Genomic DNA, 25,863 nt, shown 5'->3' on the forward strand with positions numbered 1-25,863 from the left:
ATGCAGACTACTGGGTTGGCGCCCCGATCAGTTCGACGCCCGCAGCGCGCATCTGTTCGAGCGCGTCGCGCACCGTCGCATCGGTCACACCGGCGGTGTAGTCCAGCAGGACGCGAGTGCGGAAACCTTCGGCGGCAGCATCCAGCGCGGTGGCGCGTACGCAGTGATCGGTCGCTATTCCGGCTATGTCCACGGTGTTGACGCCCTTTTCGCGCAGCCATTGCGCCAGCGAGCGGCCCGTGTCGTCGACGCCTTCGAAGCCCGAATAGGCGGCGGAGTAATTGCCCTTCGAAAAGATCGCGGCCACGGTGCTGATGTCGAGGTTCGGATGGAATTCGGCGCCCGGCGTGCCGACTCGGCAGTGCGGTGGCCAGGTGTCGACGTAGTCGGGATCGTCGGAGAAGTGGCTGCCCGGGTCGATGTGGTGGTCGCGGGTGGCGACCACGGTGTCGTAGCCGGGACGGCTGGCCAGAAGCTTCGAGATTCGGCGGGCAACCTCGGCGCCGCCGGACACTGCCAGCGAGCCGCCTTCGCAGAAGTCGTTCTGCACGTCGACAACAACAAGAGCTGTATTGTTTGCGCCGCTCACACCACAAATGTAGTCGGAATCGCGGGCTCGCCCCGCGACAGTTTCAGGCCCTCCCACGGCAGGCTGACCAGCCCGCGCGCTACCAGCTCACGGCTGTTTTCCAGCTCCACGCGCTCGACCGTTTCCCCGCCGCGGACGACCGGCACCAACAACTCCCGCTGCTGCAGGTCCGGGTCCACCGGCGCCTGGAGCCGGGCCGGGTAGACGACCTCCTCCACGATCGTGCCCGTTGCCCGTGCACGGCGCAGCGCCTTCTTGCGGCCACCGCGCGAACTCTTGTTGCTGCTGCGCTTGGCCACGGCCTTCCCGTCGACTTCGACGAGCTTGTAGACCATTCCCGCGGTCGGCGCCCCGGAACCGGTGACCAATGAGGTGCCGACGCCGTAGGAATCGACGGGCTCGACGCGCAGCGCGGCGATCGCGAACTCGTCGAGATCGCCGGACACCACGATTCGGGTGTCGGTGGCGCCCAAATCGTCGAGCTGGCGGCGGACCTGACGCGCCAGGACACCCAGGTCACCGGAGTCGATGCGAACCCCGCCGAGGTGCGGGCCGGCAACCTCGACCGCCGTCCGCACACCCGCGGTGATGTCGAAAGTATCGACCAACAGCGTGGTTGTCGCTCCCAACGCCGCCACCTGGCCGGCAAATGCGGTGGCCTCGCTGGACCGTTGATCGGAGTTGGCGTGCAGCAGCACAAACGCGTGCGCGCTGGTACCGGCGGCCGGGACGCCGTAGCGCCGCACCGCCTCGAGATTCGACGTGGCGGAAAATCCCGCCAGGTAGGCGGCCCGCGCGCTGGCTGGTGCTGCGAGCTCATGGGTGCGCCGGGAGCCCATCTCGATGAGGGCCCGACCATCGGCAGCGCTCACCATGCGCGCGGCGGCGGACGCGATAGCGCTGTCGTGGTTCAGCACCGACAACACCAGCGTCTCCAGTAGCACACATTCGGCAAACGTGCCGCGCACCGATAGGACCGGGGAGCCGGGGAAGAACAGTTCGCCTTCCCGATAGGCATCGATGTCGCCGGTGAAGGTGTAGTCGGCGAGCCAGTTCACGGTCGCTTTGTCGAGGTAAGGTTCCACGACCGCGAGCTCGGCGGGCCCGAATCGAAAGTCCGCGAGCGCCTCGAGCAACCGGCCCAGGCCGGCGAAGACGCCGTAACGGCGGCCGTCGGGAAGCCGGCGGGCGAACACCTCGAAACTGCACTGACGTTGGGCTGAACCATCCGCGAGCGCCGCACGCAGCATCGTCAGCTCGTACAGATCAGTGAGCAGCGCAGTAGTCGTCGACGCAGCGGCGCCGGTCTGCGGTGCGGTACCCATCCGGCCAACTCTACGAGGACGCCCAGGAGTTCGGGTGTTATGCCCGGCGTGGCAGTCGTACCCTTGAAACATGGCCGGGTGTACGACGAAAACCGCGATCGCCGGCGATTTCACGGCGGTGGACGCGGCTGCTGTTCTTTCGAGAGCGCTGGAGGTGCGCCTCGCCGCGGCCCCGCAGGCCACGCCGGAGCAGGCCGAGGTCGAGGAAGTCATCGAGGCGGAGGACCGTCCCTGGGTTACCGTCGTGTGGGACGATCCGGTCAACCTCATGCACTACGTCACGTTCATTTTTCAGAAGCTGTTCGGTTACAGCAAAGCAAAGGCAACCGAGCTGATGCTCAAGGTGCACAACGAGGGCAAAGCGGTGGTGTCCTCTGGCTCCCGTGACAAGATGGAGCATGACGTGCATCGATTGCACGCGGCGGGGCTGTGGGCAACCATGCAACGTGACACGTGAGCGCAGGATCGAAGACCGAAGGATCTATAGGTACCCAACGTGCGGACGTGGAGCCGGAAGAACTCGCTGGGTGGGCTGAAGCTGCGATCGGAAATGGACGGCCGGGAGGCCGCAGTGCTGAGGTCGCTGGTCGGATCGGTGCTGGGCCTCTTGCGGGAGCGCGCTGATTCCGCGCCCACCGATGACCTGGCCGAGCTCACGGGTCTGCGCACGGGCAACTCGACGATCCCGTCGGACCCGGTGCTTGCGCGATTGCTGCCGGACTTTCACCGCAGTGAGGAAGCTACCCCGGACGCCGACCGTGCGGACATCAATGGTGCGCTGCGCAGCCTGCACGAGCCGGAGATCATCGACGCGAAAATGGCCGCCGGGGCTGTGATCCTGGACACGTTGCCCGCGCACGGCGGCCGCATCACCCTGACACCGGAGCAAGCCGAGGCATGGCTGCGCGCGCTCAACGACGTTCGGCTCGCGCTGGGCACGACGCTCGGTATCGACGCCGACACGCCGGACCATCTCGACCCGTCGGATCCGCGGGCGCCGCACCTGGACGTCTACCACTGGTTGACCTGGATGCAAGACTCGCTGCTGCACGCACTAGCCCCGTAGGCGCTGCATCGAAAACAATCACCGTAGGCATACGGAGATCGGATGGTCGTGGTGAAACCTGGCCCCCGCGATGCGCTGACTGACGTTGCCGGCCTGCTGGTCGGCCATCACCACAAACTCGACCCCGATGTAGAGTCAGGACGCGGCGCCGCCACGGGGTGCACCGTCGTTCGCGCGCCCGGCGGAGCGGTCGCTGCGGTCGATGTGCGCGGCGGTGGTCCGGGAACCCGGGAAACCGATCTACTCGAGCCGAGCAACACCGTGCAACGGATCCACGCGGTCCTACTCGGCGGTGGCAGCGCATTCGGTCTGGCGGCGGCCGATGGCGTGATGCGCTGGCTGGAAGAGCACGGCGAGGGCATTCCGATGGGCGCTGCCGGTCAGGTGGTGCCCATCGTGCCCGCGGCGGTGATCTTCGACCTGACGGTGGGGGACTGGTCGATCCGACCCACTTCTGATGACGGGTTCCTGGCTGCAGAGGCGGCAAGCACCGAGTTCGTCACCGGCTCGGTGGGCGCTGGCGTCGGCGCGCGCGCCGGTTCGCTGAAAGGCGGAATCGGCACTGCAAGTGTGGTTTTCGACGACTCGGTCCCCGAACTTGTCGCCGCCACCGTCGGTGCGTTGGTGGTCGCCAACCCGGTCGGCACCGTGTTCGACCCGCGGACCGGGCTGCCGTGGGGCACCGGTTCCGACGGCCCTGAATTCTTCGGTCTGCAACCGCCAAGTGCGGAGCAGTTGGCGGCCGCGAACGCGCTGCCCGACAAATGGGTAGCGCTCAACACCACGATCGGCGTTGTGGCAACAGATGTGGAGCTCAGCGCGTCGGGTTGCCGCCGGATGGCCATCGCAGCGCACGACGGTCTCGCCCGCGCGATCCGGCCCGTGCATTCGCCGCTGGATGGTGACACCGTCTTTGCATTGTCGACCGGGGCGTTCGCCCCTGCGCCCGCCGCGCAACCGCCGCCGCTCGAATTGTCCGACGAGGCAGTGCTCTTGACGCATTTGTGTGCCGCGACGGCGCTGTGCATGGAACGTGCCATCGTTAGTGCCGTTCTGGCCGCCACATCGGTCGCGGGAATACCCGCTTATCGTGATGAGTTGTCGTCAGCGTTTGGCTGACATGTCTGAAGCTGGGAAGGGAGCCGGTAGGTGCTGGTGATCCGCGCCGATCTCGTCGACGCCATGGTGGCTCACGCGCGAGCCGACCATCCTGACGAAGCATGCGGCATCATCGCCGGGCCCGAAGGCTCTGACCGCCCGGTTCGCCACATCGCAATGCTGAACGCCGAGCGTTCGCCCACGTTCTATCGCTTCGATTCCGGCGAGCAACTGAAGGTGTGGCGGCAGCTGGATGAGGCCGACGAGGTGCCGGTCGTGATCTACCACTCGCATACGGCCACCGAGGCCTACCCGAGCCGCACCGACATCTCTTACGCGTCGGAACCCGACGCCCACTACGTCCTGATTTCCACCCGTGATCCGCAGCAGCACGAGCTCCGCAGCTATCGGATCGTCGATGGCGCGGTGACCGAGGAGTCGGTCGAGATCGTCGCCAGTTACGCCAACAGTTAGGAGCCGCACATGGCCGTGACCGTATCCATTCCCACCATCCTGCGCACCCACACCGGTGGTGAAAAGCGTGTGGAGGCAACTGGTTCCAGCCTCGCCGCGGTGATCGACGATCTCGACGGCAAGTATTCGGGCCTCAAGGACCGGCTGATCAACGACGGCAAACTGCACCGGTTCGTCAACGTGTACGTCAACGACGAAGATGTGCGGTTCTCCGGTGGACTCGAGACCGAGATTGCCGACGGGGACACGGTGACGATCCTCCCTGCAGTCGCAGGTGGAGCTTCTTAACCCGTGGCGCGTTATGACTCGCTGATCGACTCGCTCGGCCACACCCCGCTGGTCGGATTGCAGCAAATCTCGCCGCAATGGGACGGCGACAAGCATGTGCGGATCTGGGCGAAGCTCGAGGATCGCAACCCCACCGGGTCCATCAAGGACCGGCCCGCGCTGCGGATGATCGAACAGGCCGAGCGCGACGGCACGCTGCGACCGGGCGCCACCATCCTCGAGCCGACCAGTGGCAACACCGGCATCTCGCTGGCGATGGCCGCAAAGCTCAAGGGCTACCGGTTGATCTGCGTGATGCCGGAGAACACATCGATCGAGCGTCGCCAACTGCTCACCATGTTCGGCGCGGAAATCATCGACTCACCGGCCGCGGGTGGCTCGAATCAGGCGGTCGCCCAAGCGAAGAAACTAGCCGCGGAGCACGACGACTGGGTCATGCTCTACCAGTACGGCAACGAGGCGAATGCCCTTGCGCACTACGAGGGCACCGGGCCGGAGCTGTTGGCGGATCTGCCCGAGATCACCCATTTCGTCGCCGGGCTCGGAACCACGGGAACACTCATGGGCACAGGGCGGTACCTGCGCGAGCACGTGCCCGACATCGCGATCGTCGCGGCCGAGCCGCGGTACGGCGAACTCGTCTACGGCCTGCGCAACATCGACGAAGGCTTCATCCCGGAGTTGTACGACGAGTCGGTGCTCACCAGCCGCTACTCGGTCGGACCGCACGACGCGGTGAAGCGCACCCGCGAGCTGATCGAGCAGGAAGGCATCTTCGCCGGGATTTCGAGCGGCGCGATCCTGCACGCTGCACTGGGCGTCGCGCGCAAGGCAATGCGCGCAGGCGAGCGTGCCGACATCGCCTTCGTCGTCGCCGACGCCGGCTGGAAGTATCTGTCGACGGGTGCCTACGCCGGTACGCTGGAGGAAGCCGAAGAGCGGCTCGAAGGCCAATTGTGGGCCTGATCTAGTGCGCTCGATGCAAAGACCGGACGGGAGCTGGCGGGATGGGCGGAGCGCCGCAATGACCGGCAGCACGCAACCGTCCGGCTTCGATCCGAGTCGTCTCGACGCCATCCGGGCGCAGTTGGCGCAGCCGCGAGCATCGCAACCGAGTGCCGGGCCGCGAGTTCCGAGCGGCCCCGCACCCAACCGTCCGCTGCCCGCTCCCGCGAATCGACGTGAGCGCCAACAGCCGGTCCCGTGGCTGCAGGCTGCGATCGTCATCGTCGGCTTTACCGCGTTGCTGTATCTCGTCGAATTCATCGACGGGCTCACCGATCATCGGCTCGATCACGGCGGAATCGAACCGCGAACCGTCGACGGCTTGTGGGGAATTCTGTTCGCCCCGGTTTTGCACGCGAGCTGGAACCACTTGGCGGCGAACACGATCCCGCTATTGATCTTGGGGTTTCTCGTGCTGCTGTCCGGAGTTGGGCGAGGCATCTGGGCGACGGCAATCATTTGGCTCATCGCTGGGGCGGGCACCTGGCTGACCGGCGGCGCGCATACCGTGCATCTGGGCGCGTCGAGTCTTATTTTCGGCTGGCTGACATTCCTCATCGTGCGGGGTCTGTTCACGCGAAAGCTCATTCAGATATTCATCGGTCTCGCCGTCTTGGCGTTCTATGGAAGTTTGCTCTGGGGAGTTTTGCCCGGGAATGTTGGAATTTCTTGGCAGGGGCACCTGTTCGGTGCAATCGGCGGCGTAATCGCGGCGTGGATCGTGAGCGCCGATGCGCGCGAGTCGCGCAAGAAACAGAAGGCGCTACCGGCGCTCTGACCACTGCGTGCAGCGTCCGGGTCGAACACTTGGTCTCGTTTGGGCGGCTTTTCGACCGCGCAACGGGTGAATCTGCGGGAAGCTTTTTTGAGCCGGTGCCAATCGTGGCAGCATACGGTTATGCGCATCACCGTCCTCGGGTGTTCGGGAAGTGTCTCGGGCCCGGATTCCCCAGCGTCGGGGTATTTGCTCACCGCACCTGGAATGAATCCGGTGGTGATCGATTTCGGTCCGGGCATCCTCGGGGCCCTGCAGCGCTACGCGGACCCAGGTGAGGTGTCGATCTTCCTGTCGCATTTGCATGCGGACCACTGCTTGGACCTGCCGGGTCTGCTGGTGTGGCGGCGGTACCACCCGAACAAGCCCAGCGGCCGGGCGCTCGTGTACGGGCCGTCGGACACGTCGCTGCGGATCGGCAACGCGTCGGCCGAAACCGGTGGCGAGTGGGACGACTGGTCCGACGTGATCGACATGCGGCCGTGGGTCGAAGGTGAGGTCGTGTCGTTCGGCGGCAACTCAGTCACCGCTCGTCGGATGTATCACCCCCCGGAGTCCTACGGGCTGCGCTTCGTCACCGACACCGGTCGCATCCTGGTCTACACCGGTGACACTGGAATGTGCGACGCGGTAGTTGAAATGGCCACTGGCGCAGACATCTTGCTGGCCGAGGCATCGTGGACGCATGATCCGGCGAATCGTCCGCCGGGAATACACCTTTCAGGCACCGAGGCCGGTCAGGTGGCCGCCCGCGCGGGGGTCGGCGAGCTGTTGTTGACTCACATTCCGCCGTGGACTTCGCGCGAAGACGTCATCGCGGAGGCGAAGGCAGAGTTTTCCGGGCCGGTTCACGCCGTGTCAACGGGTGAGGTCTTCGATATTTGACGCCACCCTCGAGCCCCGGGTCGACTTCGGACCGTTAGGCTTTGCGGGTGTCGACACGAGCCGATGGTAGGGCGGACGACGAACTCCGCGAGGTCCGAATCACCCGGGGGTTCACCAGCAATCCCGCGGGTTCGGTGCTCGTCGAGTTCGGCAACACCAAAGTCATATGCACCGCGAGCGTCGAGGCCGATGTGCCCCGCTGGCGCAAGGGGTCCGGCCTGGGCTGGCTCACAGCGGAATACGCCATGCTGCCCGCAGCCACGCACACCCGCAGCGGTCGCGAGTCGGTAAAGGGACGCATCGGCGGACGAACTCAGGAGATCAGCCGGCTGATCGGCCGGTCCCTGCGTGCCTGCATCGACCTTGCCGCCATCGGCGAAAACACCATTGCTATCGACTGTGACGTGTTGCAGGCTGACGGCGGCACCCGCACCGCGTCGATCACCGGTGCCTACGTCGCGCTGGTGGACGCGGTGACATTCCTTCGTGCGGCCGAGCGGCTGAACGACCCGATGCCGATTTCCTGTGCGATCGCGGCCGTGAGCGTCGGTGTGGTCGACGGGCGAGTCCGGCTGGACCTGCCGTACGAGGAGGATTCCCGCGCGGAGGTCGACATGAACGTGGTCGCCACCGATACGGGCACGCTCGTTGAGATTCAGGGCACGGGCGAAGGGGCGACGTTCCCGCGTTCGACGCTCGACAAGCTGCTCGACTCGGCGCTCGTCGGTTGTGAGCGGCTGTTCGAGGTGCAGAAGGCGGCGCTCGAATTGCCGTACCCGGGTGTGCTGCCCGAGCCGGTCGAACCGCCGAAGAAGAAGTTCGGGAGCTGAGCGTGGGCACTCGGATTCTGGTTGCCAGCCGGAACCCGAAAAAGCTGGCAGAACTGCGACGCGTGCTCGACGAGAATCGCATCGAGGGCTTGGAGTTGGTCAGCCTCGCCGATCTGCCACCTTTTTCAGAGGCGCCGGAAACGGGGGCGACGTTCGAGGAAAATGCGTTGGCCAAGGCCCGCGACGGTGCGCGGGAAACCGGATTGCCTTGTGTCGCAGATGATTCCGGTTTGGAAGTCGATGCGTTGCGCGGTATGCCGGGGGTGTTGTCGGCGCGCTGGAGCGGTCGGCACGGCGCCGACGACGCCAACAATGAGCTGCTGTTGGCGCAGCTGCGTGACGTGCCCGACGAGCGGCGGGGGGCGCAGTTCGTCTCGGCCTGCGCGCTCGTTGTGCCCGGCGGTGCAGAGACCGTCGTGCGCGGGGAGTGGCGCGGCACAATCCGGCGCGAGCCGGCCGGTGACCGTGGCTTCGGCTACGACCCGCTGTTCCAGCCCGACGGCGAAACGCGTACTTCGGCGCAGTTGGCGCCGGAGGAGAAGGATGCGCAGTCCCACCGCGGCAGGGCGCTGCGGCAGTTGCTTCCCGCGTTGACTGAGCTGGTCTAGGCGAGAATTCAGGCGAGGTGGAAGTCGCGCTTGACTTGCGCGGTCCGGGAGTGCTCGGCGAAGAAGGACAGGAATGGAATCGTCCCGGCGATCAGGGTCGCGATGGTCCGCATGATCGGCCAGCGCACTTTCACCGCAAGGTCGATGGTCAGGATGAAGTAGACGAAGTACACCCAGCCGTGAACGGGCTCCACCCACTTGAAGTTCTCGACGGCGAAGCCGTAGCGCGCGATGAGTTCGCTCGTGAGCACCAGCAACCACAAACCGGTCGTCCACGCGAGGACCCGGTAGCGCAACAGTGTCGACGCAATGCGCTTTGGATCGGTGGTGGTCTCAGTCGAAACCGGCGTCTGTTCGTCGGCTGCTGTCACGAATTGCTCCTATCGCGCTCCCGAGCATTGAGCTCGGCGAGATACTTGTTGTACTCCCGCATCTGCTGGTCGACCTCTTGCGGCTGGGCCGTTGGTCGTTGCGGAAGTAGATCCGCGGGCACTTCCCGCGGTTGTTTCTTGCGGTTCTGCACCGGCGCGGTGCCGTCCTCCAATTGGACGAACCGCCGGTAGGCGTAGACAACAGCCACCGCGAACAACGGCCACTGCAGCGCATATCCGAGGTTCTGGAAGGTCCCCGACGCCGACTCGAAGCGGTTCCACTGCCACCAGCCCAGGGCGAGACAGCCCAGCGCAGCGACGATAACGAGCGCGATGAGCGCTGGTCGTCGACGGTGCGGAACAGTCATGCTTAAACGGTACAGCCGGTGCGCGAGGGGGGACTCGAACCCCCACGTCCGTAAGGACATCACTACCTAAAAGTGACGTGTATGCCAATTTCACCACTCGCGCTTCGGGGATAGGTTACGCCACGCTGTCATCATCTGAGTCGGCGCCTTGCCGCTGACGCCACCTATTCCGGCCTGCCCAGTTCGCCGTTTGACTATGGCAGTTCGGGCAGATGAACCGAAGATTCTCCTTGCGGGAGTCGACGTAGTTTCCATCAATGTGATCAACGTGCAGAGTCAGCGGCCCGTCGTTCCAGTAGTCACTGAGTCCGCAAACGGCACACTTGTACTCGGTACCGGCTTCAATGAGAGCTCGCCTCAGTAGATGCGGTTTTGTGCGGGCGCTTCCGACTTCGCGGAGCACCAAGATTTCTTCCCATCGGCGTCGGAAAACGCCGGTCTTACCTTTGTTGTGCGCCTGCCCTGTGAAGTGTGACGTGTCGATTCCAAACTTCCGAATCTGGCGACTCACGTGTGCATGTGTGCCGCCCGCAAGTGGACGGCCAAGGTAGCGCAGGACTCCCGCGACGCTTGTGGAGTTCTCTACAGCTTCTTGCAAACCTCTCTTGTGTACCGCTTCCACCCCATTGTCAATCGCGCGTTGGTCGGCCGCGCGTGTCCCCCTTCTTCTCAAGCTAGGTGGGCGCACCGACAAGTCCTGCGACGTACCCACGAGTAGCCCAAAACCGATGATAACGACTTTATAACGATAAACGTGAGGGGTCCTCATGTTGATGTAACTCCCGGTCAACACGCCTTTCGTCGGCATTCTCCCTTCATGACCAAAGGATCCTGCGCCAATTTTGGTACGACCGTCCAGTAACTCTGCCGGTCACACCCTGCTGGCCCGAGCAAACATGAGGAAAGCCTCATGATCCTGTGGAACCCTTTGTAGGTAACGCGATTTGTCGGCCGCCTTTCGTGCGCGGCCACGCGGGTCGAAGACGCCTCGCTATCGAATTCGACTGCTCGCCACCTCGTGGGCGGAGAGGAAAACAGTGACGATCAACGACAGCGCCGCATTCCGAAAGGCATCCCAGGCTCGAGCGCCTCGGATCAACGGTTCACGCCCCGCTGCCCAGCGATCCGAAGCGCTTGTCGAGGCGCTGATGGCGGGTGTTCCCTATGCGATCACGTTTGGTGGACAGGGCTCACCGTGGCTGAACCACCTGGATGACATCGTTCGCGACCATGCTCTCGAACCGGAACTGACGGCGATCGTCCATGCGGCCGCGCAAATCCTCGCGCCCGTGCAGAATCGTCTGCTCATCGCCGGCCCGACCGGTTTCGACCCGATCGCCTGGCTGCTCGAGCGCGACCTTGTCGACGAGGGCGACGCCGCGGGCGGACCGTCGGACGCGGAGTTGGCCTCTGCCTCTGTGTCCTGCCCCGGCGTCCTGCTGACCCAGATTGCCGCACGGCGCGCGCTCGAAATGCAGGGACTGGACCTGCGTGCGCACCCGCCAGTGCGCGTACTCGGACACTCGCAGGGCGTCTTGGCGGTCGAATCGCTCAACACCGTCGCCGACGACGAATACTCGAGCGATGCCCGGTTGCTTGCAATCGCCCAGTTGATCGGCGCAGCCGCGGTGTTGGTGTCGCGTCGGCGGGGGATTGCCGTGTCGGACACCCCGCCGATGCTGTCGGTGTCCAACGTCGATCCGGAACGGCTCGACGCGATCATCTCCGAGCTTGCCCCGCGCCGTGCCGACGGCTCCATCGACGACGAGCGCCGCGTGGTCGCATGGGTGCGCAACGGTCGAAACCGAGTGGTTCTCACCGGGCCGCCCGAGCAGCTGGCCCGCATCCGCAACCACTGCGAGCGGATCGCCGCGCAGGAAGAGCAGGAGCGCGCCGCCAAGCAGCGTGGCGGTTCGGTCTTTGCCCCGGCGTTCGAGCCGCTGCCGATCGACGTCGGGTTCCACCACCCCGTGATGACGGAAGCGAACGAGTTGGTGGTGCAGTGGGCGGACCTGTGCGGACTCGACACTGAGCTGGCCGGGCGACTGGCGGCGGCCTGCTTCACAGACCACGTCGATTGGCTCGCCGAAACTGAGGCGGCGCTACATGCTGGCGCGCAATGGCTGATCGACCTTGGACCGGGTGACCTGCTCGCAAGGATGACGGCGCCGCTGCTGCGGGGACAGGGCGTCGGGATTGTCGCGGCGGGCACGCGCGACGGGCAACGGAGCCTGTTGACGCCCGGGGCGGCGCCGGAGGTGGCGCCGCCCTGGTCCGAATTCGCACCGACCGTCGTGACCCTGCCCGATGGCCGCACGGTGCTCGAGACGGCCTTCACGCGCCTCACCGGTCGTTCCCCCATCCTGCTCGCGGGCATGACCCCGACCACCGTGGACGCGAAAATCGTTGCTGCAGCGGCCAATGCGGGGCATTGGGCCGAGCTCGCGGGCGGGGGGCAGGTGACCGAGCCGATCTTCGCTGACCGGATCGCCGAGCTACGGACCCTGCTGGCGCCGGGTCGCGCCGTGCAGTTCAACACGTTGTTCCTCGATCCGTACCTGTGGAAGCTGCAGATCGGCGGCAAGCGGCTCGTGCAGCGCGCCCGTGCGGCCGGTGCGCCGCTGGACGGCGTCGTCGTTTCTGCCGGCATTCCGGAACTGGAAGAAGCCGTCGCGCTCATCGATGAGCTTTCCGAAGCCGGCTTGCACCACATCGCGTTCAAGCCCGGCACCGTGGCGCAGATCCGCGCCGTGGTCCGGATCGCGGCGGAGGTTCCGCACTTCCCGGTGATCATGCACATCGAGGGCGGCCGTGCAGGCGGTCACCATTCCTGGGAGGACCTCGACGACCTGCTGCTGACCACCTACGGGGAATTACGATCGCGCGCAAATCTTGTCGTCTGCGTCGGCGGCGGCATCGGCACGCCGGAACGCTCCACCGAATACCTGACCGGTCGGTGGTCGCAACGACACGGCTATCCGGCCATGCCGGTCGACGGCGTGCTCGTCGGAACCGCCGCGATGGCGACGCTCGAAGCGACCACCGCACCCGAGGTCAAGCAACTGCTCGTTGACACCCCCGGCACGCCGGACTGGGTTGCGGCTGGTACCGCGACAGGCGGAATGGCTTCGGGCAGAAGTCAACTCGGTGCCGACATTCACGAAATCGACAACACCGCCTCGCGCACCGGCCGGTTGCTCGACGAGGTCGCCGGCGATGCCGCGGCGGTGGCCGCCCGCCGCGACGAGATCATCGCTGCGATCAACGGCACCGCGAAGCCGTATTTCGGTGATCTGGAAACCATGACCTACGCGCAGTGGCTGCGCCGCTATGTGGAACTCGCGGCGGCCCCGCAGACTCATGGCGACTTCGACTGCGGCAGCGAACTGTCCGACGTTCTCGCCGAAAGCACACACTCGCCGTGGCTCGATGTCACCTGGCGAGACCGCTTCGGAGAAATGTGCCAGCGCGCCGAAGCGCGGCTGCACCCAGTGGACCGCGGGCCGATCCCGACGTTGTTCGGTGACCCGGAAACGTTGGAACGTCCCGTCGCGGCCGTGTGCGCTCTCCTCGCCCGCTACCCGGACGCGGAATCCGCGGTGCTGCACCCGGCGGACGTCGCCTTCTTTGTCTCGCTGTGCAAGTCGGCCGGCAAACCGGTGAACTTCGTCCCGGTGATCGACGCTGACGTGCGGCGCTGGTGGCGGTCGGACTCGCTGTGGCAGGCCCACGATCCGCGCTACTCGGCCGATCAGGTCTGCGTAATTCCCGGACCCGTTGCGGTGGCTGGTATCACCCGAGTCGACGAGCCAGTGGGCGATCTACTCGACCGATTCGAACACGACACCGTGATGGAGTTGCTGGCCACCGGCGAAAAGCCGACCGACGTCCCGGCGCGCCGTCGGGCCGAAATAGGCTCGGGTCCTGTCGATGTCGTCCTTTCTGCGCCCGACGTTCAGTGGGCCGGCCGGCTGACGGTCAACCCGGTCGCGCGGCTCGGCGCCGCCAGCGAGTGGTCCGCGGCCGAGGCGGGTGCGACGCATCTGTCGACGGGTGCGCAGCTTCGTGAGCTCGACGCCGAGCATGTCGAGCTGCAGGTGCCCCTCGGCACCGGACGCGACGTCGTTATCCGCATCTCGGTACCGTCTGACGTCCGCACCGGCGGTGCGCCGATCGTCGATGAGGCCGACGCTGTCGAGGCGATGGGTGCGCTGCTCGCCATTGCTGCGGGCCAAGAGCTGCCCGAGACCAAATCCGGTGTCTCACACGTGAATGTGGCATGGACACCCGACCTCATTGCCGACCACACCGGTGTTACCGCTGCGGGTCTACCGACCGACCTTTCGACGCTCGGCAACTGTGTCCCCGATGTGGTCGTCGGCGCCTGCTGGCCCGCCGTATTCGCGGTGCTGGGCAAGGCGGAGACGGCTGACGGCCGACGAGTGGTCGAAGGCATGCTCGACCTCGTCCACCTCGACCACCAGGCCGAATTGCTCAACGAGCTGCCCTCGGAAACCGCGATTTTTGTGGTCCGCGCCGCGCTCGGCGCGATCGTCGACACAGATCTCGGCCGCGTGGTCGAGGTCGAGGTGACGCTCGGCGTCATGCACGGCAACGGCCTCGAGGTGTTGCCGGTGGCAAAGCTCGCGGAGCGCTTCGCAATTCGCGGCCGCACCGGCAACGGCACGTTGGCGGACCCGCCGCGCGCCGGTGGCTCCCTGCGCGACCCGCGGGATGTGACTCGGCGTCGGCGGCGGCAGGTAACCATCGCGGCGCCCCGCAACATGGGCGCGTTCGCGCAAGTCTCGGGTGACCACAACCCGATTCACACCTCGCCGGCTGCTGCGGCGCTTGCAGGTCTGGACGGGCCGATCGTGCACGGCATGTGGCTCTCCGCCGCGGCACAGCAGGCCGTCTCGGCCACCGAGCGCGGCGCCGCGGTGCCGGCCCGTCGGTTGACCGCGTGGACCGCCCGGTTCCTCGGAATGGTGCGTCCGGGCGCGGACATCGACGTTCGCGTCGAGCGAATCGGCGTGGATCACGGCGCTGAAATCATCGAGGTTTCCTGCCGGGTCGAAGGCGAACTGGTCATGACGGCGACCGGCCGCCTGGCCGTTCCGAAGACCGTCTATGCCTTCCCAGGCCAGGGTATTCAGAAGCAGGGGATGGGCCTGGACGCCCGCGCCCGCTCGAAAGCCGCCCGGGAGATCTGGGACCGTGCGGACAAGCACACTCGGGCGGCGCTGGGCTTCTCGATTCTCGCGGTGGTGCGCGACAACCCGACGCGGCTGGAAGCGCGCGGCGTCGAATACCGGCACCCGGCAGGCGTTTTGAACCTGACCCAGTTCACCCAGGTCGCCATGGCGACGCTCGGGGTGGCACAGGTCGCGGAGTTGCGGGAATCGGGAGCGTTCGACGAAAACGCCTTCCTGGCCGGACATTCCGTGGGTGAGTACAATGCACTGGCCGCGGTGGCCGGCGTGCTGCCGCTCGAAGCGGTGCTCGAGGTGGTGTTCCAGCGTGGATCGGCCATGCACGAACTCGTCCCGCGCGACGCCGACGGCCGCAGCGACTACAAGTTGGCGGCGATCCGACCGTCGCAAATCGGCCTGGCCGACGAGGACGTGGTCAGCTTCGTCGAGGGCATCGGTTCCGCGACCGGCGAATTCCTGCAGGTGGTCAACCTGAACCTGCGCGGCTCGCAGTACGCCATCGCCGGCACGGTCGCGGGCCTGAAGACGCTCGAGGACGAAATCGAGCGGCGCCGCGAGTTGCACGGCGGCAAGCGGGCCTTCATCCTGGTGCCCGGCATCGACGTGCCGTTCCACTCCAGTGTGCTGCGCAAGGGCGTGCCGGAATTCCGGCACCGGCTCGAGGAGCTGCTGCCCACCGACGTGCACCCGGAAATCCTTGCCGGACGCTACATTCCGAACCTGGTGCCCAAGCCGTTCTCACTCGACCGTGAATTCGTCGCCGAGATCGCCGAATTGGTTCCGTCCGAGCCGCTGGCCGAGGTGTTGGCCGACTTCGACAGCTGGGCTGCGCGGCCGACCCAGCTGTGCCGCGTGGTGCTGATCGAGTTGCTCGCGTGGCAGTTCGCCAGCCCCGTGCGCTGGATCGAGACACAGGACCTGCTGTTCGCCGACGAGGCGTCGGGCGGGCTCGGCGTGGAGCGGTTCATCGAGATCGGTCTGGCTTCCGCGCCGACCGTGGCGAACCTGGCCAGCCAGACGCTCAAGCTGCCCGGCCGCACCGGTGGCCCGGTGGAAGTGCTCAACATCGAGCGCGATGCGGGCCCGATCTTCGGCACCGACACCGACCCCGAACCGGCGGTCGAGGACGAGCCGGAAAGCGCTCCGGTCTCGGAGGCGCCGCCGGCAGCGGCTCCCGCCGCTCCCGCCGCGCCTGCCGCGGCCGCAGGCCCTCGGCCTGATGACATCGCGTTCAGCGCCTCCGACGCCACCCGCGTCCTGATCGCGCTATGGACCAAGCTGCGCCCCGACCAGATCGGCCCGGTGGACACCATCGAGGCCCTCTGCGACGGAGTTTCGTCGCGGCGCAACCAGCTGCTGGTGGACCTCGGTTCCGAGTTGTCGCTGGGCGCCATCGACGGCGCGGCCGACGCCGACATGGCTGCGCTCGCGGGCACCGTCGACAAGCTGGCGCGCACGTACCGGCCGTTCGGGTCGGTGCTGTCGGATTCGATCAACGACCACCTGCGCAAGGTCTTCGGCCCCTCCGGCCGTCGTCCCGGCGCCATCGCCGAACGAGTGACCAAGGTGTGGCAGCTCGGCGACGGCTGGGCACAGCACGTCACCGCCGAGGTGGCCCTGGGCACGCGGGACGGCTCGAGTGTCCGCGGTGGCGCGTTGGGCGGGCTTTCCGACGGGACGCTCGCGGATGGCGCCGCGGTGGACAAGGTCATCGATGACGCCGTCGCCGCCGTGGCGGCACGACGCGGCGTGTCGGTCAGCCTGCCGAGTGCCGGCGGTGGCGGTGGCGGCACCATCGACGCCGCGGCCCTTGGTGAATTCACCGAGCACATCACCGGCAGCAACGGCGTGCTGGCATCGGCAGCGCGGCTCGTGCTCGAGCAGCTGGGTCTCGACGAAAAGGTCAGCGCGCCTGCGGCTTCCAGCGATACGGAACTGGTCGACCTGGTCTCCGCCGAATTGGGTCCGGAGTGGCCGCGGTTGGTCGCCCCGGCCTTCGATGCCCGCCGCGCGGTGCTGATCGACGACCGGTGGGCAACTGCCCGCGAGGATCTCGCACGGCTCTGGATCGGCAACGACATCGACGACATTGCCGTCGACGGATTTGCCGGAGCCGGTAAAGCCGTTGCCGCACAGGCGCAGTGGTGGCAGCACAAGGCTCAGGCCGAGGGCCGCACACTACTGGCGTCCGCCTTCTCCCAAATCGCGGAGGCTGCAGTCGATTCCGTCAAGGGCGTCTGGTCTTCGGAGATCGCTGTCGTCACCGGCGCGAGCAAGGGCTCCATCGCGGCGGCCGTCACCGGACGACTACTCGGCGGCGGGGCGACTGTGATCGTCACGACGTCGCGACTCGACGACGAGCGGCTCGGCTTCTACCGGAAGCTGTACCGCGAGACCGCCCGTGCCGGTGCCGCGCTCTGGGTGGTGCCCGCCAACATGGCGTCCTACGCGGATGTCGACGCGCTGATCGAGTGGATCGGCAGCGAGCACAGCGAAACCAACGGTGGCGCAAAGACGTTGCTCAAGCCGGCGTTGACGCCCACCTTGCTCTTCCCGTTCGCGGCTCCGCGGGTGACAGGCGATCTCACCGACGCCGGTGGGCGTGCGGAGATCGAAATGCGGGTGCTGCTGTGGTCGGTCGAGCGCCTCATCGGCGGACTGGCCGCGATCGGCAGCGACCACGATGTCGACGGTCGGTTGCACGTGGTGCTGCCGGGCTCGCCCAACCGGGGCATGTTTGGCGGCGACGGTGCCTACGGCGAGTCCAAGGCCGCACTCGACGCGATCGTTGCCAAGTGGAGCGCCGAGCGCACCTGGGCGCAGCGAGTCACGTTGGTGCACGCGCTGATCGGTTGGGTCCGTGGCACCGGGCTGATGGGCGGCAACGACCCGCTGGTCGACGCCGTCGAGGCCGCCGGCGTGCGGACCTGGTCCACGGTCGAGATGGCCGACGCCCTGCTGCAGCACTGCACGAGCGCCGAGCGAGTACAGGCGGCATCCAGGCCGGTGCTGGCCGACCACACCGGCGGGCTGGCAGATGCCGATCTCGACCTGCCCACACTGGCCCGGCAGGCGATGCAGCAGACCGCTAAGGAAGAGATCGAGGCGGACGCAGAACCGGTGATCCCGGCACTGCCGAGCCCGCCGACGGTTTCCGAAGCTCGACCGGCCCCGCAGTGGGCACCGGTCAGCGCTGACCTCACCGACATGGTGGTCATCGTCGGCGCCGGCGAGCTCGGCCCCTACGGATCGGCCCGCACCCGCTTCGAAATGGAAGTCTCCGAGGAGCTTTCGGCTGCTGGCGTGCTCGAACTGGCCTGGACCACCGGGCTCATCACGTGGGAGAACGACCCCACTCCCGGCTGGTATGACGCCGAAACATCGGAACTGATACCCGAATCCGAAATTGCTGACCGCTACCACGACACCGTTGTGGCCCGCTGCGGTATCCGGCGTTACGAGGACGACGGCGCCATGGCGGACAACACCATGCCGCTGCTGACGTCGGTGTTCCTCGACAAGGATCTGACCTTCGTGGTCAGCTCGGAGGCGGAGGCTCGCGCGTTCGCCGCCACGGACCCCGAGCACACGGTGATCACACCTGTCGCCGACGGCTCGGACTGGCAGGTCACCCGTAAGGCGGGCACCGAGATTCGGGTGCCGCGCAAGGCTGCGCTGTCGCGCACGGTCGGCGGTCAGATCCCGACCGGCTGGGATCCGACCCGGTGGGGCATCTCCGCCGACATGGTGTCGGCGGTCGATCGGGTGGCATTGTGGAACATCGTCACTACCGTGGATGCCTTTGTGTCGGCAGGCTTCTCACCGTCCGAGTTGATGCGGTGGGTACACCCTGGCCTGGTGGCCAACACCCAGGGCACCGGCATGGGCGGCATGTCGTCGATGCGCTCGCTCTACATCGACACCCTGCTCGGTGAGTCGCGGGCGAACGACATTCTGCAGGAGGCATTGCCCAACGTCGTTGCCGCGCACGTCGTTCAGTCCTACATCGGCAGCTACGGCGCCATGGTCCACCCGGTGGCCGCCTGCGCGACCGCAGCCGTCTCAGTCGAGGAGGGCGTAGACAAGATCCGACTGGGCAAGGCGCAGTTCGCAGTTGCCGGCGGGTTCGATGATCTCGGTATCGAGGGGATTGTCGGGTTCGGTGACATGTCCGCCACCGCGGATTCCGCGGCTATGCGGGCCAAGGGCATCGACGAGCGGCGCTTCTCCCGGGCCAACGACCGCCGGCGTGGCGGATTCGTCGAATCCCAGGGTGGCGGAACGATTCTGCTGGCGCGTGGTGACGTCGCCGCCGACCTCGGGCTGCCCGTGCTCGGCGTGGTGGCCTGGGCGCAGTCGTTCGGTGACGGCGTCCACACCTCGATCCCGGCCCCGGGCATCGGTGCGTTGGGTGCCGGTCGTGGTGGCAGCGAATCCCCGCTGGCGACGTCGCTGCGCAAGCTGGGTGTCGAAGTAGATGAGATCGCTGTGCTGTCCAAGCACGACACCTCGACCGCGGCCAACGACCCCAACGAGTCCGAACTGCACGAACGGCTCGCCACCGCGATCGGCAGATCGCCGGGCGCACCGCTGTTCGTGGTTTCGCAGAAGTCGCTGACAGGTCACGCCAAGGGTGGCGCCGCCGCCTTCCAGATCACCGGGCTGTGCCAGGTGCTGGCCGAAGGCGTGATCCCGCCCAACCGCAGCCTGGACTGTGTCGATGACGCCATGGCCCGCTACGAGCGACTTGTGTGGGCCCGGCAGCCGCTGAGATTCGGTGAGTCGTTGCCGCTCAAGGCCGGTCTCGTGACCAGCCTCGGATTCGGCCACGTGTCCGGCTTGATCGCGATCGTGCATCCGGAAGCCTTTGTGCAGGCCATGGATCCGGCTCGGCGCAACGAGTACCGGCAGCGCGCGGCAGAGCGGGCAAGCACCGGCCGGCAACGACTCGCGCAGGCGATGTGCGGCGGCAAGCCGCTGTACGAGCGGCCGGCAGACCGTCGCCTCGGCGCGAACGAACGCGGGGCACGGCAACTCGAGGCCAACACGCTGCTCAACGACAGTGGCCGACTCGGGTTCGATGGTGTCTACGACCCTTCGGGGTGCCGATGAGCGTCATCGGAATCGGGTTCGACATCGTGACCGTGTCGGATTTCGCCGAGCAGATGCAGCGCTCCGGCACCACGATGGTCCGTGAAACCTTCACGCCCGGCGAGCGTCGGTACTGCGCGAGCAAGGGCACCGACCCGGCCCGTTCCTTCGCCGTCCGCTGGGCGGCGAAGGAGGCGGTGCTCAAGGCGTGGGCGTCCTCGCGGTTCGCCCGGCGTCCGCAGGTGGGTGACAATCCTTACCTGCTCATCGAGGTGGTGAACGACGCGTGGGGGAGGCCGAGCATTAAGCTGCACGGCCTGGCCCAGGAGTTCTTGCCCCGAGCCAAGATTCACTTGTCCCTCACCCACGACGGCGACACTGCCGGAGCCGTCGTGGTGCTGGAGGATCCAGAGGGCTGAAGCGTCACCGAGACCATGGTTGGGTAGCGAGTTACTCGAAAGATGGCTACCCAACCATGGTTTCGCTAGTTCTTCACCTGGTACGCATGGAACCGCATGGTGAACCGCCCGCGGCCGTGGGTCATGGACCGCAGCGCCACCGCATAGTCGAGCATGTCGCTGTGCGGCACCACGGCCACAACCGTCGCCGACCCCTCCCCGGCGACCTCGGTGCCTTCGATCTGGCCGCGTCGGCGGCCCAGGTCAGCGAGCACGTCGCCCTGCAGTGAGCTTGGTACGGTGACTTCGACGTGCATCACGGGTTCGAGCACGGTGGTGCCCACCTTCTCGATCGCCTCGCGCAGCGCCAGCGCGCCGGCCATTTTGAAACTGTGCTCGTCCGAGTCGACCGAGTGATGCTTCCCGTCGACAACGGTCGCGCGCAGGTCCACCAACGGAAAGCCGTTCTTGCCGCCGCGCACCATTGACTCCGCGATGCCCTTGCCGACGGCCGGCACGAGCGACTTCGGGATCACACCGCCCTTGGTTTCATCGGCGAACTCGAAGCCGCTGTCGCGGGGGAGCGGTTCGAACCGCACGACGGCCACCCCGAACTGGCCGTGTCCGCCGCTTTGTTTCTTGTGCCGGCCCTCGGTCTCGACGGGCGCGACCAGCGCCTCCCGATAGGCGACGCGCACCGGTTCCGTGCCGACCGTGACGCCGTAGCGGCGCTTCACCTTGGCGAGCGCGACCTGCACATGCACGTCGCCATTGCCTTGCAGCAGTCGCTGGTGAGTCTCCTCGTCGCGGGTTACGCGCAGCGACGGATCGTCGCGCACCAGTTCGCTCAGTGCGGTGGCGAGCTTGTCTTCGTCGCTGGTGCTCTGGGCGACGACGGCCAGGCCGAACACCGGTTGCGGATATTCGACCGGCGTGATGATTACCGACGAGCCGACGGCGGCGAGCGTGTCACCGGTGGCGACATCGCTGAGCTTGATGGCGCCGATAATGTCGCCCGCGACTGCAGCGTCGATAGGTGTTGTCTTGGAACCGAAGACCCGCAGGAGGTTATGCATGCGTTCTTTCGCGCCGGTGCGCTGGTTGACCAGCGTGTCATCGGTCCGCACTGTTCCAGACAGCACCTTGAGCAAGGCCAGCTGGCCGACGTATTCGTCGGTCTGCGTCTTGAAGACGTAGGCAAGCGGCTCGCCGTCGAGCGGAGTCGAGGCAAGCTCGGCCGGTGAGGGAGCTACGTGAACGATGAACTCGAGTAGCCGGTCCACGGCGATGGATTCGGTGGCCGACCCGCACAGCACCGGCCATAGCGACCCGGTGCTGAAGCCGGTGTGCAGCGCATGCTCGAGTTCGGCGGGCGCAATCGTTTCGCCGTCGAGGTAGCGGGTGAGCAGATCGTCCTCCAACTCGACGACGTCCTCGACGAGGTGCTCGTGTTCAGCGTGCTCGCGGTCGGCGAGATCGGCGGGCACCTCCTCGCTCTCGACCGCGGTACCGGTCTCGTAGAGAAAGACATGTTCGGTGAGCAAGTCGGCGACGCCGCTGAACCCGCCCGCTTCACCGACCGGCAACTCGACCGGTTCCACCCCGGCGCCGAAGTGGTCGCGAATGTCGGCAAGCACTGTGTCGAAGGACGCGTGTTCCTTGTCCATCTTGTTGATGAAGATCAGCCTCGGCAGGCCGCGTTCGGCCGCCGCCGCCCACAGCAGTTCGTCATTGACCTGCAGACCGGCCACGCCGTCGACCACGAACACCACCAGATCCGCCACCTGCAGCGCGGCCAGCGCGTCACTGATGAAGTCGGCATATCCCGGCGTGTCCAGCAGGTTGATGTGGTAGCCGTTCCAGGTGAACGACGCAAGCGCGACGGTCAGTGACTGGTTGCGTTCGCGCTCTTCCGGCTGATTGCACAACACGGTGTTGGCGTTCTCGACGCGTCCCGGCCGATTGATGACGCCGCTGCGAAACAGCATGGCCTCGGCTAGTTGGGTTTTGCCATTGCCCTGGTGACCAACCAGCGCAACGTTGCGGATCAGGCTGGCATCGGCGGCTGGATTCGTCACGATGACTGTGCCTTTCGCTGTTCGTAATGGAGTTGGAGTTCAGCTAGTGCGTGCGTGATTCCTTCTCGGCCACGAGGAGATAGGCCACCATCAGCCGCTTCAGTTCGGCGACGGCATCGGCGTGGCTCTGCCCGTCCTGTACCGAAAAGTTCAGCATCGAGTAGACGACGTGGACGAGCACGTCGGCCATCATCTTGCGTTTGGCCCGTGGTGTGCGCGGCGTGAGCGGCCGCAGCATTCGCGCCACCACCTCGGCGAATTCCTTTTCGTGAATCGCGCCGGTGGCCCGGGTGGACGGCGTGGATTGCATCGCTAACCAGACCTCGCGCCGGGACGGGTCCGATACCCACAAGTTGGCGAGGTGGTCGACGAATTTGTTCATGTACCGCAGCCAATCCAACGACGGCACTTCACCGTTGAAGTCGGCGAGTTCCTGCGAAACCGCGACCAGGTCTTGCCGGTTCAGCTCACACACGATCACATACTTGTTCGCGAAGAACTGGTACAGCGTGCCGATCGGCACTTCCGCGCGAGCGGCGACTTCTTCGCAGGTGAACGACTCGAAACCCACCTCGACCAGCAGTTCGCGGGAGGCAGCCAGGAGCGCATCGAACTTTCGCTTGCTGCGTTCCTGCGTCGGACGGCGGCGCGGCATCAGCTCTTGTGGATCGTCCTGCATTTCGAGCGCGGGATCCGCCCGGCGGCGTTGTGCACTCGTCGAGGAAGTCACGAATCCCAGGTTATCCGGAATTTGGCGTAAAACTTGCCGGAGATGGCTATTTCGCCCCCGTGACCAATCCGTCATCAGGCATGCTCCGAATTGATACGGGAACCGTCGAACGATGTGATGCGGAACTCTCGTCGGGAAGGTGATCGCGTGGGCACAGTCGGAGTTTCGACCGAGCGCGGTGCCGTGCGCACCGTGGTGCTTCGGGCCGACAACGCGTCGGATGCCGATTCCGGGATCGTCCGGATCGGTGAGAAGGAATCGGCCAATGACGACAGGCTGACCACTGCGGCGGCCATCGCGGCCGCGCTCGACGACCTTGAAGCCGACTCCGACAGCGAAATTCAGGGCGCAGCGGTGGTCTACCGGGATGCCGCAGAGCGGCGCGCGATCGTGTCGCAACTGGCACACGGGAAGTGGAGCGCGTCGTCGCTGGTCTCGGTGCGCGCCGCGCACCTGGCGGCGGTACAGCAGATCCGCAGCTTGAAGGGCTTCGGTCCGCTGTTGGTGTATGACATCGTGCCCGGGTTCAAGGCGTTCTCGGTGCTCGATGCCGCCCACAGCCGAATCCTGGCGTCCGACGCGATTTCGGGCAGTGGGATCGACGCGAAGGACGTGGGGGAGTCGGTCAATCGTGCATTGAGTTTGGTGGAGTCGGCCGACGTCGTACCCGACGCGGTAGTGCTCGTCGGCTCGCTTGCCGAGTCGGAAGTTGTTCGCAAGGCACTCGAGCTCGGATTTTCCGTTCCGGTGGTGCAGGCGCCCGAGTCGGCGGTCGCTACCGCGCGGGGTGCCGCGTTGCTCGCGGCGCGGGAGCTACCTGAGGCCGAGGAGAGCGCGGCCGCGGCGGCACCGACGGGGAAGCGGCGACTGCTGATCGCAGCGGCAGCCGTTCTCGCGGCCGGCGCGGCCGGGATCACTGCGCTGGTGCTGACCGCCGGATCTGGATCAGACGAACCGACATCGCCGATGGTGAGCGCCGGGCCGAGCCCGGCCGCGCGTCCGTTGGCCCCCCGCGTGTCTGTCGCGCCACCGCCTATCGAGGCGCCGCCGCCCCCGGCACCCGCCGCACCTGTCTATACGCGGGATTACGTGCCGCAATGGCAACCGCCACCACCGCGAATCAGGACTCCGGCCGAGACTCCGGACCAGATCACCACGACACTGCCGTCTCCACCACCTCCGCCCCCGCCACCGCCGCCCACGACGACGACACTAGGACCGCCGGGGCCGAATCTGCTGTTCCCCGGTGAGGCACCGCCGCCGCCCGCCAGCGACGGCGCCGCGCTACAGAAGTGGTGGAACCACCACATCGAGTTGAAGGAAAGGTGGTTGTCGGGCCACTGAGCTGCGATGCTCACTCGGCCGCCACCGCTGTGCTGATTGTCGGTTCTGGCCGAGCTCCGCTCCTCGCGCATTCGCGCTGCGATGCTCACTCGGCCGCCACCGCTGTGCTGACTGTCGGTTCTGGCCGAGCTCCGCTCCTCGCGCATTCGCGCTGCGATGCTCGCTCGGCCGCCACCTTTAGACCGCCAGATCCCTCCGCAGCTTGGCGACGTGACCGGTGCCGCGGACGTTGTACTGCGCCACGGCGATCTTGCCGTCTTCGTCGACGAGGAAGGTCGAGCGGATGACGCCGGTTACCTTCTTGCCGTACATCATCTTCTCGCCGAAGGCGCCCCAGGCTTCGAGCGTGGTGCGCTCTGGATCGGAGAGCAGCGGGAAGGTCAGCTGCTCGGCATCCCGGAACTTCGCAAGCTTGGCCGGCTTGTCCGGCGAAATGCCGATGACGTCGATGCCGGCGCCGTTGAGCTCGGCAAGGTTGTCGCGGAAATCGCACGCCTCTTTGGTGCAACCCGGCGTGCTCGCCGCGGGGTAGAAGTACACAACGACCTTGCGTCCGCGATAGTCGTGCAGCGAGACGTCGTTGCCGTCGGCGTCGGGCAAAGTGAAATCTGGTGCCGGATCCCCGGGGGCAAGCCTGTTGTTCGTGGTCACAACGGCCACGCTACCGGTACTGTCAGGGCGCAGAGGCGAACAGCACAGCAACGGAGGACTCGTGGCAAAGGACACCGAGAGCATCGAGCGCGAGATCGAGGCCGCGCGCAATCAGCTGGCCAACACCCTGGATGAGCTCAGCGTGCGGGCCAACCCCAAACGGATTGCGGAGAGCGCCAAGGCGACCATCGCGGCCAAGCTGCAAGAGCCCAAGGTGAAGTACAGCCTGATCGGCGGCGGTGTCCTGGTGGCGGTGCTCGTCGTGGTGAAGATCGTGCGCTGAGCTCGCTCTTCACGGCCCCGGTCTGGTGACCGGGGCTTTTTTGCGGGTGGGGAATGCACTGGTGGTCCGTTCATGGAGGTGATCGCGCGGGAATCGGGCTGTTGCAAAATCGAACTTCTGCTTTGCGGCCTGTCGGGGCGGGTTTGACCTGGGGTTTCCTGGAGAATGTGTTGATGGCCAAGGGATATCGCCGGGTTGATCGGGATCAGCAGTTTCTGCTGCCGCAGGACATGCGCGATTGGTTGCCGGTGTCGGATCCGGTGTGGCTGGTCATCGGGGTGGTCGAGGGCTTGGACACCAGACGGTTGCATGCCAAGCGCCGTACCGGTGGTGCCGGGCGGGCGGGCTATGACCCGGACATGATGTTGACACTGCTGATCTGGGCGTGGGCGC

The 25,863-nt window shown here is 66.3% G+C and carries 22 protein-coding genes, 1 tRNA gene and 1 pseudogene; 15 read left to right on the top strand and 9 right to left on the bottom strand.

Translation table 11 applies throughout. The features are described from left to right. Positions 1-7: 7 nt before the first annotated feature. Both FOS14_RS23270 and FOS14_RS23275 read right to left on the bottom strand, forming a co-directional pair. The gene (locus tag FOS14_RS23270) at positions 8-589 is read right to left on the bottom strand and encodes a nicotinamidase (protein ID WP_143773242.1); all 582 of its coding nucleotides are present in this window, start codon (positions 587-589) and stop codon (positions 8-10) included. Further along, positions 586-1,914: a nicotinate phosphoribosyltransferase gene (locus tag FOS14_RS23275; protein WP_143773243.1), complete on the bottom strand. Its 1,329-nt coding sequence runs from the start codon at positions 1,912-1,914 to the stop codon at positions 586-588. Before FOS14_RS23275 ends, FOS14_RS23270 begins: the two co-directional genes overlap by 4 nt. Positions 1,915-1,984: 70 nt before the next feature. Here FOS14_RS23275 and clpS point away from each other — a divergent pair, with 70 nt between their 5' ends. The 10 genes from clpS (at position 1,985) to rdgB (ending at position 8,943) form a co-directional block, all read left to right on the top strand. Next, positions 1,985-2,371 carry an ATP-dependent Clp protease adapter ClpS gene (gene clpS / locus FOS14_RS23280; RefSeq protein ID WP_255450550.1) on the top strand — a complete coding sequence of 129 codons (387 nt, stop codon included), beginning with the start codon at positions 1,985-1,987 and terminating at the stop codon, positions 2,369-2,371. Between the two features lie 39 nt (positions 2,372-2,410). Next, on the top strand, positions 2,411-2,980 hold the full coding sequence (locus FOS14_RS23285; RefSeq protein WP_143773244.1) for a DUF2017 domain-containing protein: 570 nt from the start codon (positions 2,411-2,413) through the stop codon (positions 2,978-2,980). Positions 2,981-3,022: 42 nt separating this feature from the next. Beyond that, positions 3,023-4,099: a P1 family peptidase gene (locus FOS14_RS23290; protein ID WP_143773245.1), complete on the top strand. Its 1,077-nt coding sequence runs from the start codon at positions 3,023-3,025 to the stop codon at positions 4,097-4,099. A 30-nt stretch (positions 4,100-4,129) separates the two neighbouring features. Then, positions 4,130-4,552, top strand: coding sequence for a Mov34/MPN/PAD-1 family protein (locus FOS14_RS23295; RefSeq protein ID WP_143773246.1), 423 nt, complete (start codon positions 4,130-4,132; stop codon positions 4,550-4,552). A 9-nt stretch (positions 4,553-4,561) separates the two neighbouring features. Then, complete coding sequence (locus FOS14_RS23300; RefSeq protein ID WP_143773247.1) at positions 4,562-4,840, top strand: MoaD/ThiS family protein; 279 nt, start codon at positions 4,562-4,564, stop codon at positions 4,838-4,840. A gap of 3 nt (positions 4,841-4,843) precedes the next feature. Then, positions 4,844-5,806: a PLP-dependent cysteine synthase family protein gene (locus FOS14_RS23305; protein ID WP_143773248.1), complete on the top strand. Its 963-nt coding sequence runs from the start codon at positions 4,844-4,846 to the stop codon at positions 5,804-5,806. Between the two features lie 58 nt (positions 5,807-5,864). Then, on the top strand, positions 5,865-6,623 hold the full coding sequence (locus FOS14_RS23310; protein WP_143773249.1) for a rhomboid family intramembrane serine protease: 759 nt from the start codon (positions 5,865-5,867) through the stop codon (positions 6,621-6,623). A 120-nt stretch (positions 6,624-6,743) separates the two neighbouring features. Further along, positions 6,744-7,505: a cyclic nucleotide-degrading phosphodiesterase gene (locus FOS14_RS23315; protein ID WP_143773250.1), complete on the top strand. Its 762-nt coding sequence runs from the start codon at positions 6,744-6,746 to the stop codon at positions 7,503-7,505. Positions 7,506-7,552: 47 nt separating this feature from the next. Continuing rightward, entirely contained in the window at positions 7,553-8,335 is a 783-nt protein-coding gene (gene rph, locus FOS14_RS23320; protein WP_143773251.1) for a ribonuclease PH, read from the top strand. A 2-nt stretch (positions 8,336-8,337) separates the two neighbouring features. Beyond that, complete coding sequence (gene rdgB, locus FOS14_RS23325) at positions 8,338-8,943, top strand: RdgB/HAM1 family non-canonical purine NTP pyrophosphatase (protein WP_143773252.1); 606 nt, start codon at positions 8,338-8,340, stop codon at positions 8,941-8,943. A gap of 8 nt (positions 8,944-8,951) precedes the next feature. On the opposite strand, the gene FOS14_RS23330 is transcribed toward rdgB, so the two are convergent. The 4 genes from FOS14_RS23330 to FOS14_RS23345 all read right to left on the bottom strand — a co-directional run bounded on the left by FOS14_RS23330 (position 8,952) and on the right by FOS14_RS23345 (position 10,490). Then, positions 8,952-9,314 (bottom strand): DUF3817 domain-containing protein, encoded by a 363-nt coding sequence (locus FOS14_RS23330; protein WP_143773253.1) that lies wholly within the window; start codon positions 9,312-9,314, stop codon positions 8,952-8,954. Continuing rightward, on the bottom strand, positions 9,311-9,682 hold the full coding sequence (locus FOS14_RS23335) for a hypothetical protein (RefSeq protein ID WP_143773254.1): 372 nt from the start codon (positions 9,680-9,682) through the stop codon (positions 9,311-9,313). Before FOS14_RS23335 ends, FOS14_RS23330 begins: the two co-directional genes overlap by 4 nt. Before the next feature lie 19 nt (positions 9,683-9,701). After that, a tRNA-Leu gene (locus tag FOS14_RS23340) sits at positions 9,702-9,785 on the bottom strand. A gap of 12 nt (positions 9,786-9,797) precedes the next feature. Beyond that, entirely contained in the window at positions 9,798-10,490 is a 693-nt protein-coding gene (locus FOS14_RS23345) for an HNH endonuclease (protein WP_370512288.1), read from the bottom strand. A gap of 229 nt (positions 10,491-10,719) precedes the next feature. On the opposite strand from FOS14_RS23345, the gene FOS14_RS23350 reads away from it, so the two are divergent. Beyond that, positions 10,720-20,007, top strand: coding sequence for a fatty acid synthase subunit beta domain-containing protein (locus FOS14_RS23350; protein WP_370512289.1), 9,288 nt, complete (start codon positions 10,720-10,722; stop codon positions 20,005-20,007). After that, positions 20,004-20,405 carry a holo-ACP synthase gene (locus tag FOS14_RS23355; protein WP_143773255.1) on the top strand — a complete coding sequence of 134 codons (402 nt, stop codon included), beginning with the start codon at positions 20,004-20,006 and terminating at the stop codon, positions 20,403-20,405. Before FOS14_RS23350 ends, FOS14_RS23355 begins: the two co-directional genes overlap by 4 nt. 65 nt (positions 20,406-20,470) lie before the next feature. Here the strand turns inward: FOS14_RS23355 and FOS14_RS23360 are convergent, their stop codons facing one another. Both FOS14_RS23360 and FOS14_RS23365 read right to left on the bottom strand, forming a co-directional pair. Beyond that, positions 20,471-22,462, bottom strand: a complete 1,992-nt coding sequence (locus FOS14_RS23360; protein WP_255450551.1) for an elongation factor G — start codon at positions 22,460-22,462, stop codon at positions 20,471-20,473. Positions 22,463-22,505: 43 nt separating this feature from the next. Further along, a complete protein-coding gene (locus tag FOS14_RS23365; RefSeq protein ID WP_143773265.1) occupies positions 22,506-23,141 on the bottom strand; it encodes a TetR/AcrR family transcriptional regulator in 636 nt (211 codons plus the stop codon). A 198-nt stretch (positions 23,142-23,339) separates the two neighbouring features. Here FOS14_RS23365 and FOS14_RS23370 point away from each other — a divergent pair, with 198 nt between their 5' ends. Then, positions 23,340-24,536, top strand: coding sequence for a hypothetical protein (locus FOS14_RS23370; protein WP_143773256.1), 1,197 nt, complete (start codon positions 23,340-23,342; stop codon positions 24,534-24,536). Positions 24,537-24,713: 177 nt separating this feature from the next. Here FOS14_RS23370 and bcp read toward each other — a convergent pair whose 3' ends face one another. Further along, positions 24,714-25,187, bottom strand: a complete 474-nt coding sequence (bcp, locus tag FOS14_RS23375; protein ID WP_185981907.1) for a thioredoxin-dependent thiol peroxidase — start codon at positions 25,185-25,187, stop codon at positions 24,714-24,716. A gap of 61 nt (positions 25,188-25,248) precedes the next feature. On the opposite strand from bcp, the gene FOS14_RS23380 reads away from it, so the two are divergent. Next, positions 25,249-25,470: a DUF3618 domain-containing protein gene (locus FOS14_RS23380; RefSeq protein ID WP_143773258.1), complete on the top strand. Its 222-nt coding sequence runs from the start codon at positions 25,249-25,251 to the stop codon at positions 25,468-25,470. Positions 25,471-25,643: 173 nt separating this feature from the next. Beyond that, a pseudogene (locus FOS14_RS23385) lies at positions 25,644-25,863 on the top strand (transposase); the annotation flags it as partial.

This window comes from Skermania sp. ID1734 (assembly GCF_007489285.1).
GTDB lineage: Bacteria > Actinomycetota > Actinomycetes > Mycobacteriales > Mycobacteriaceae > ID1734.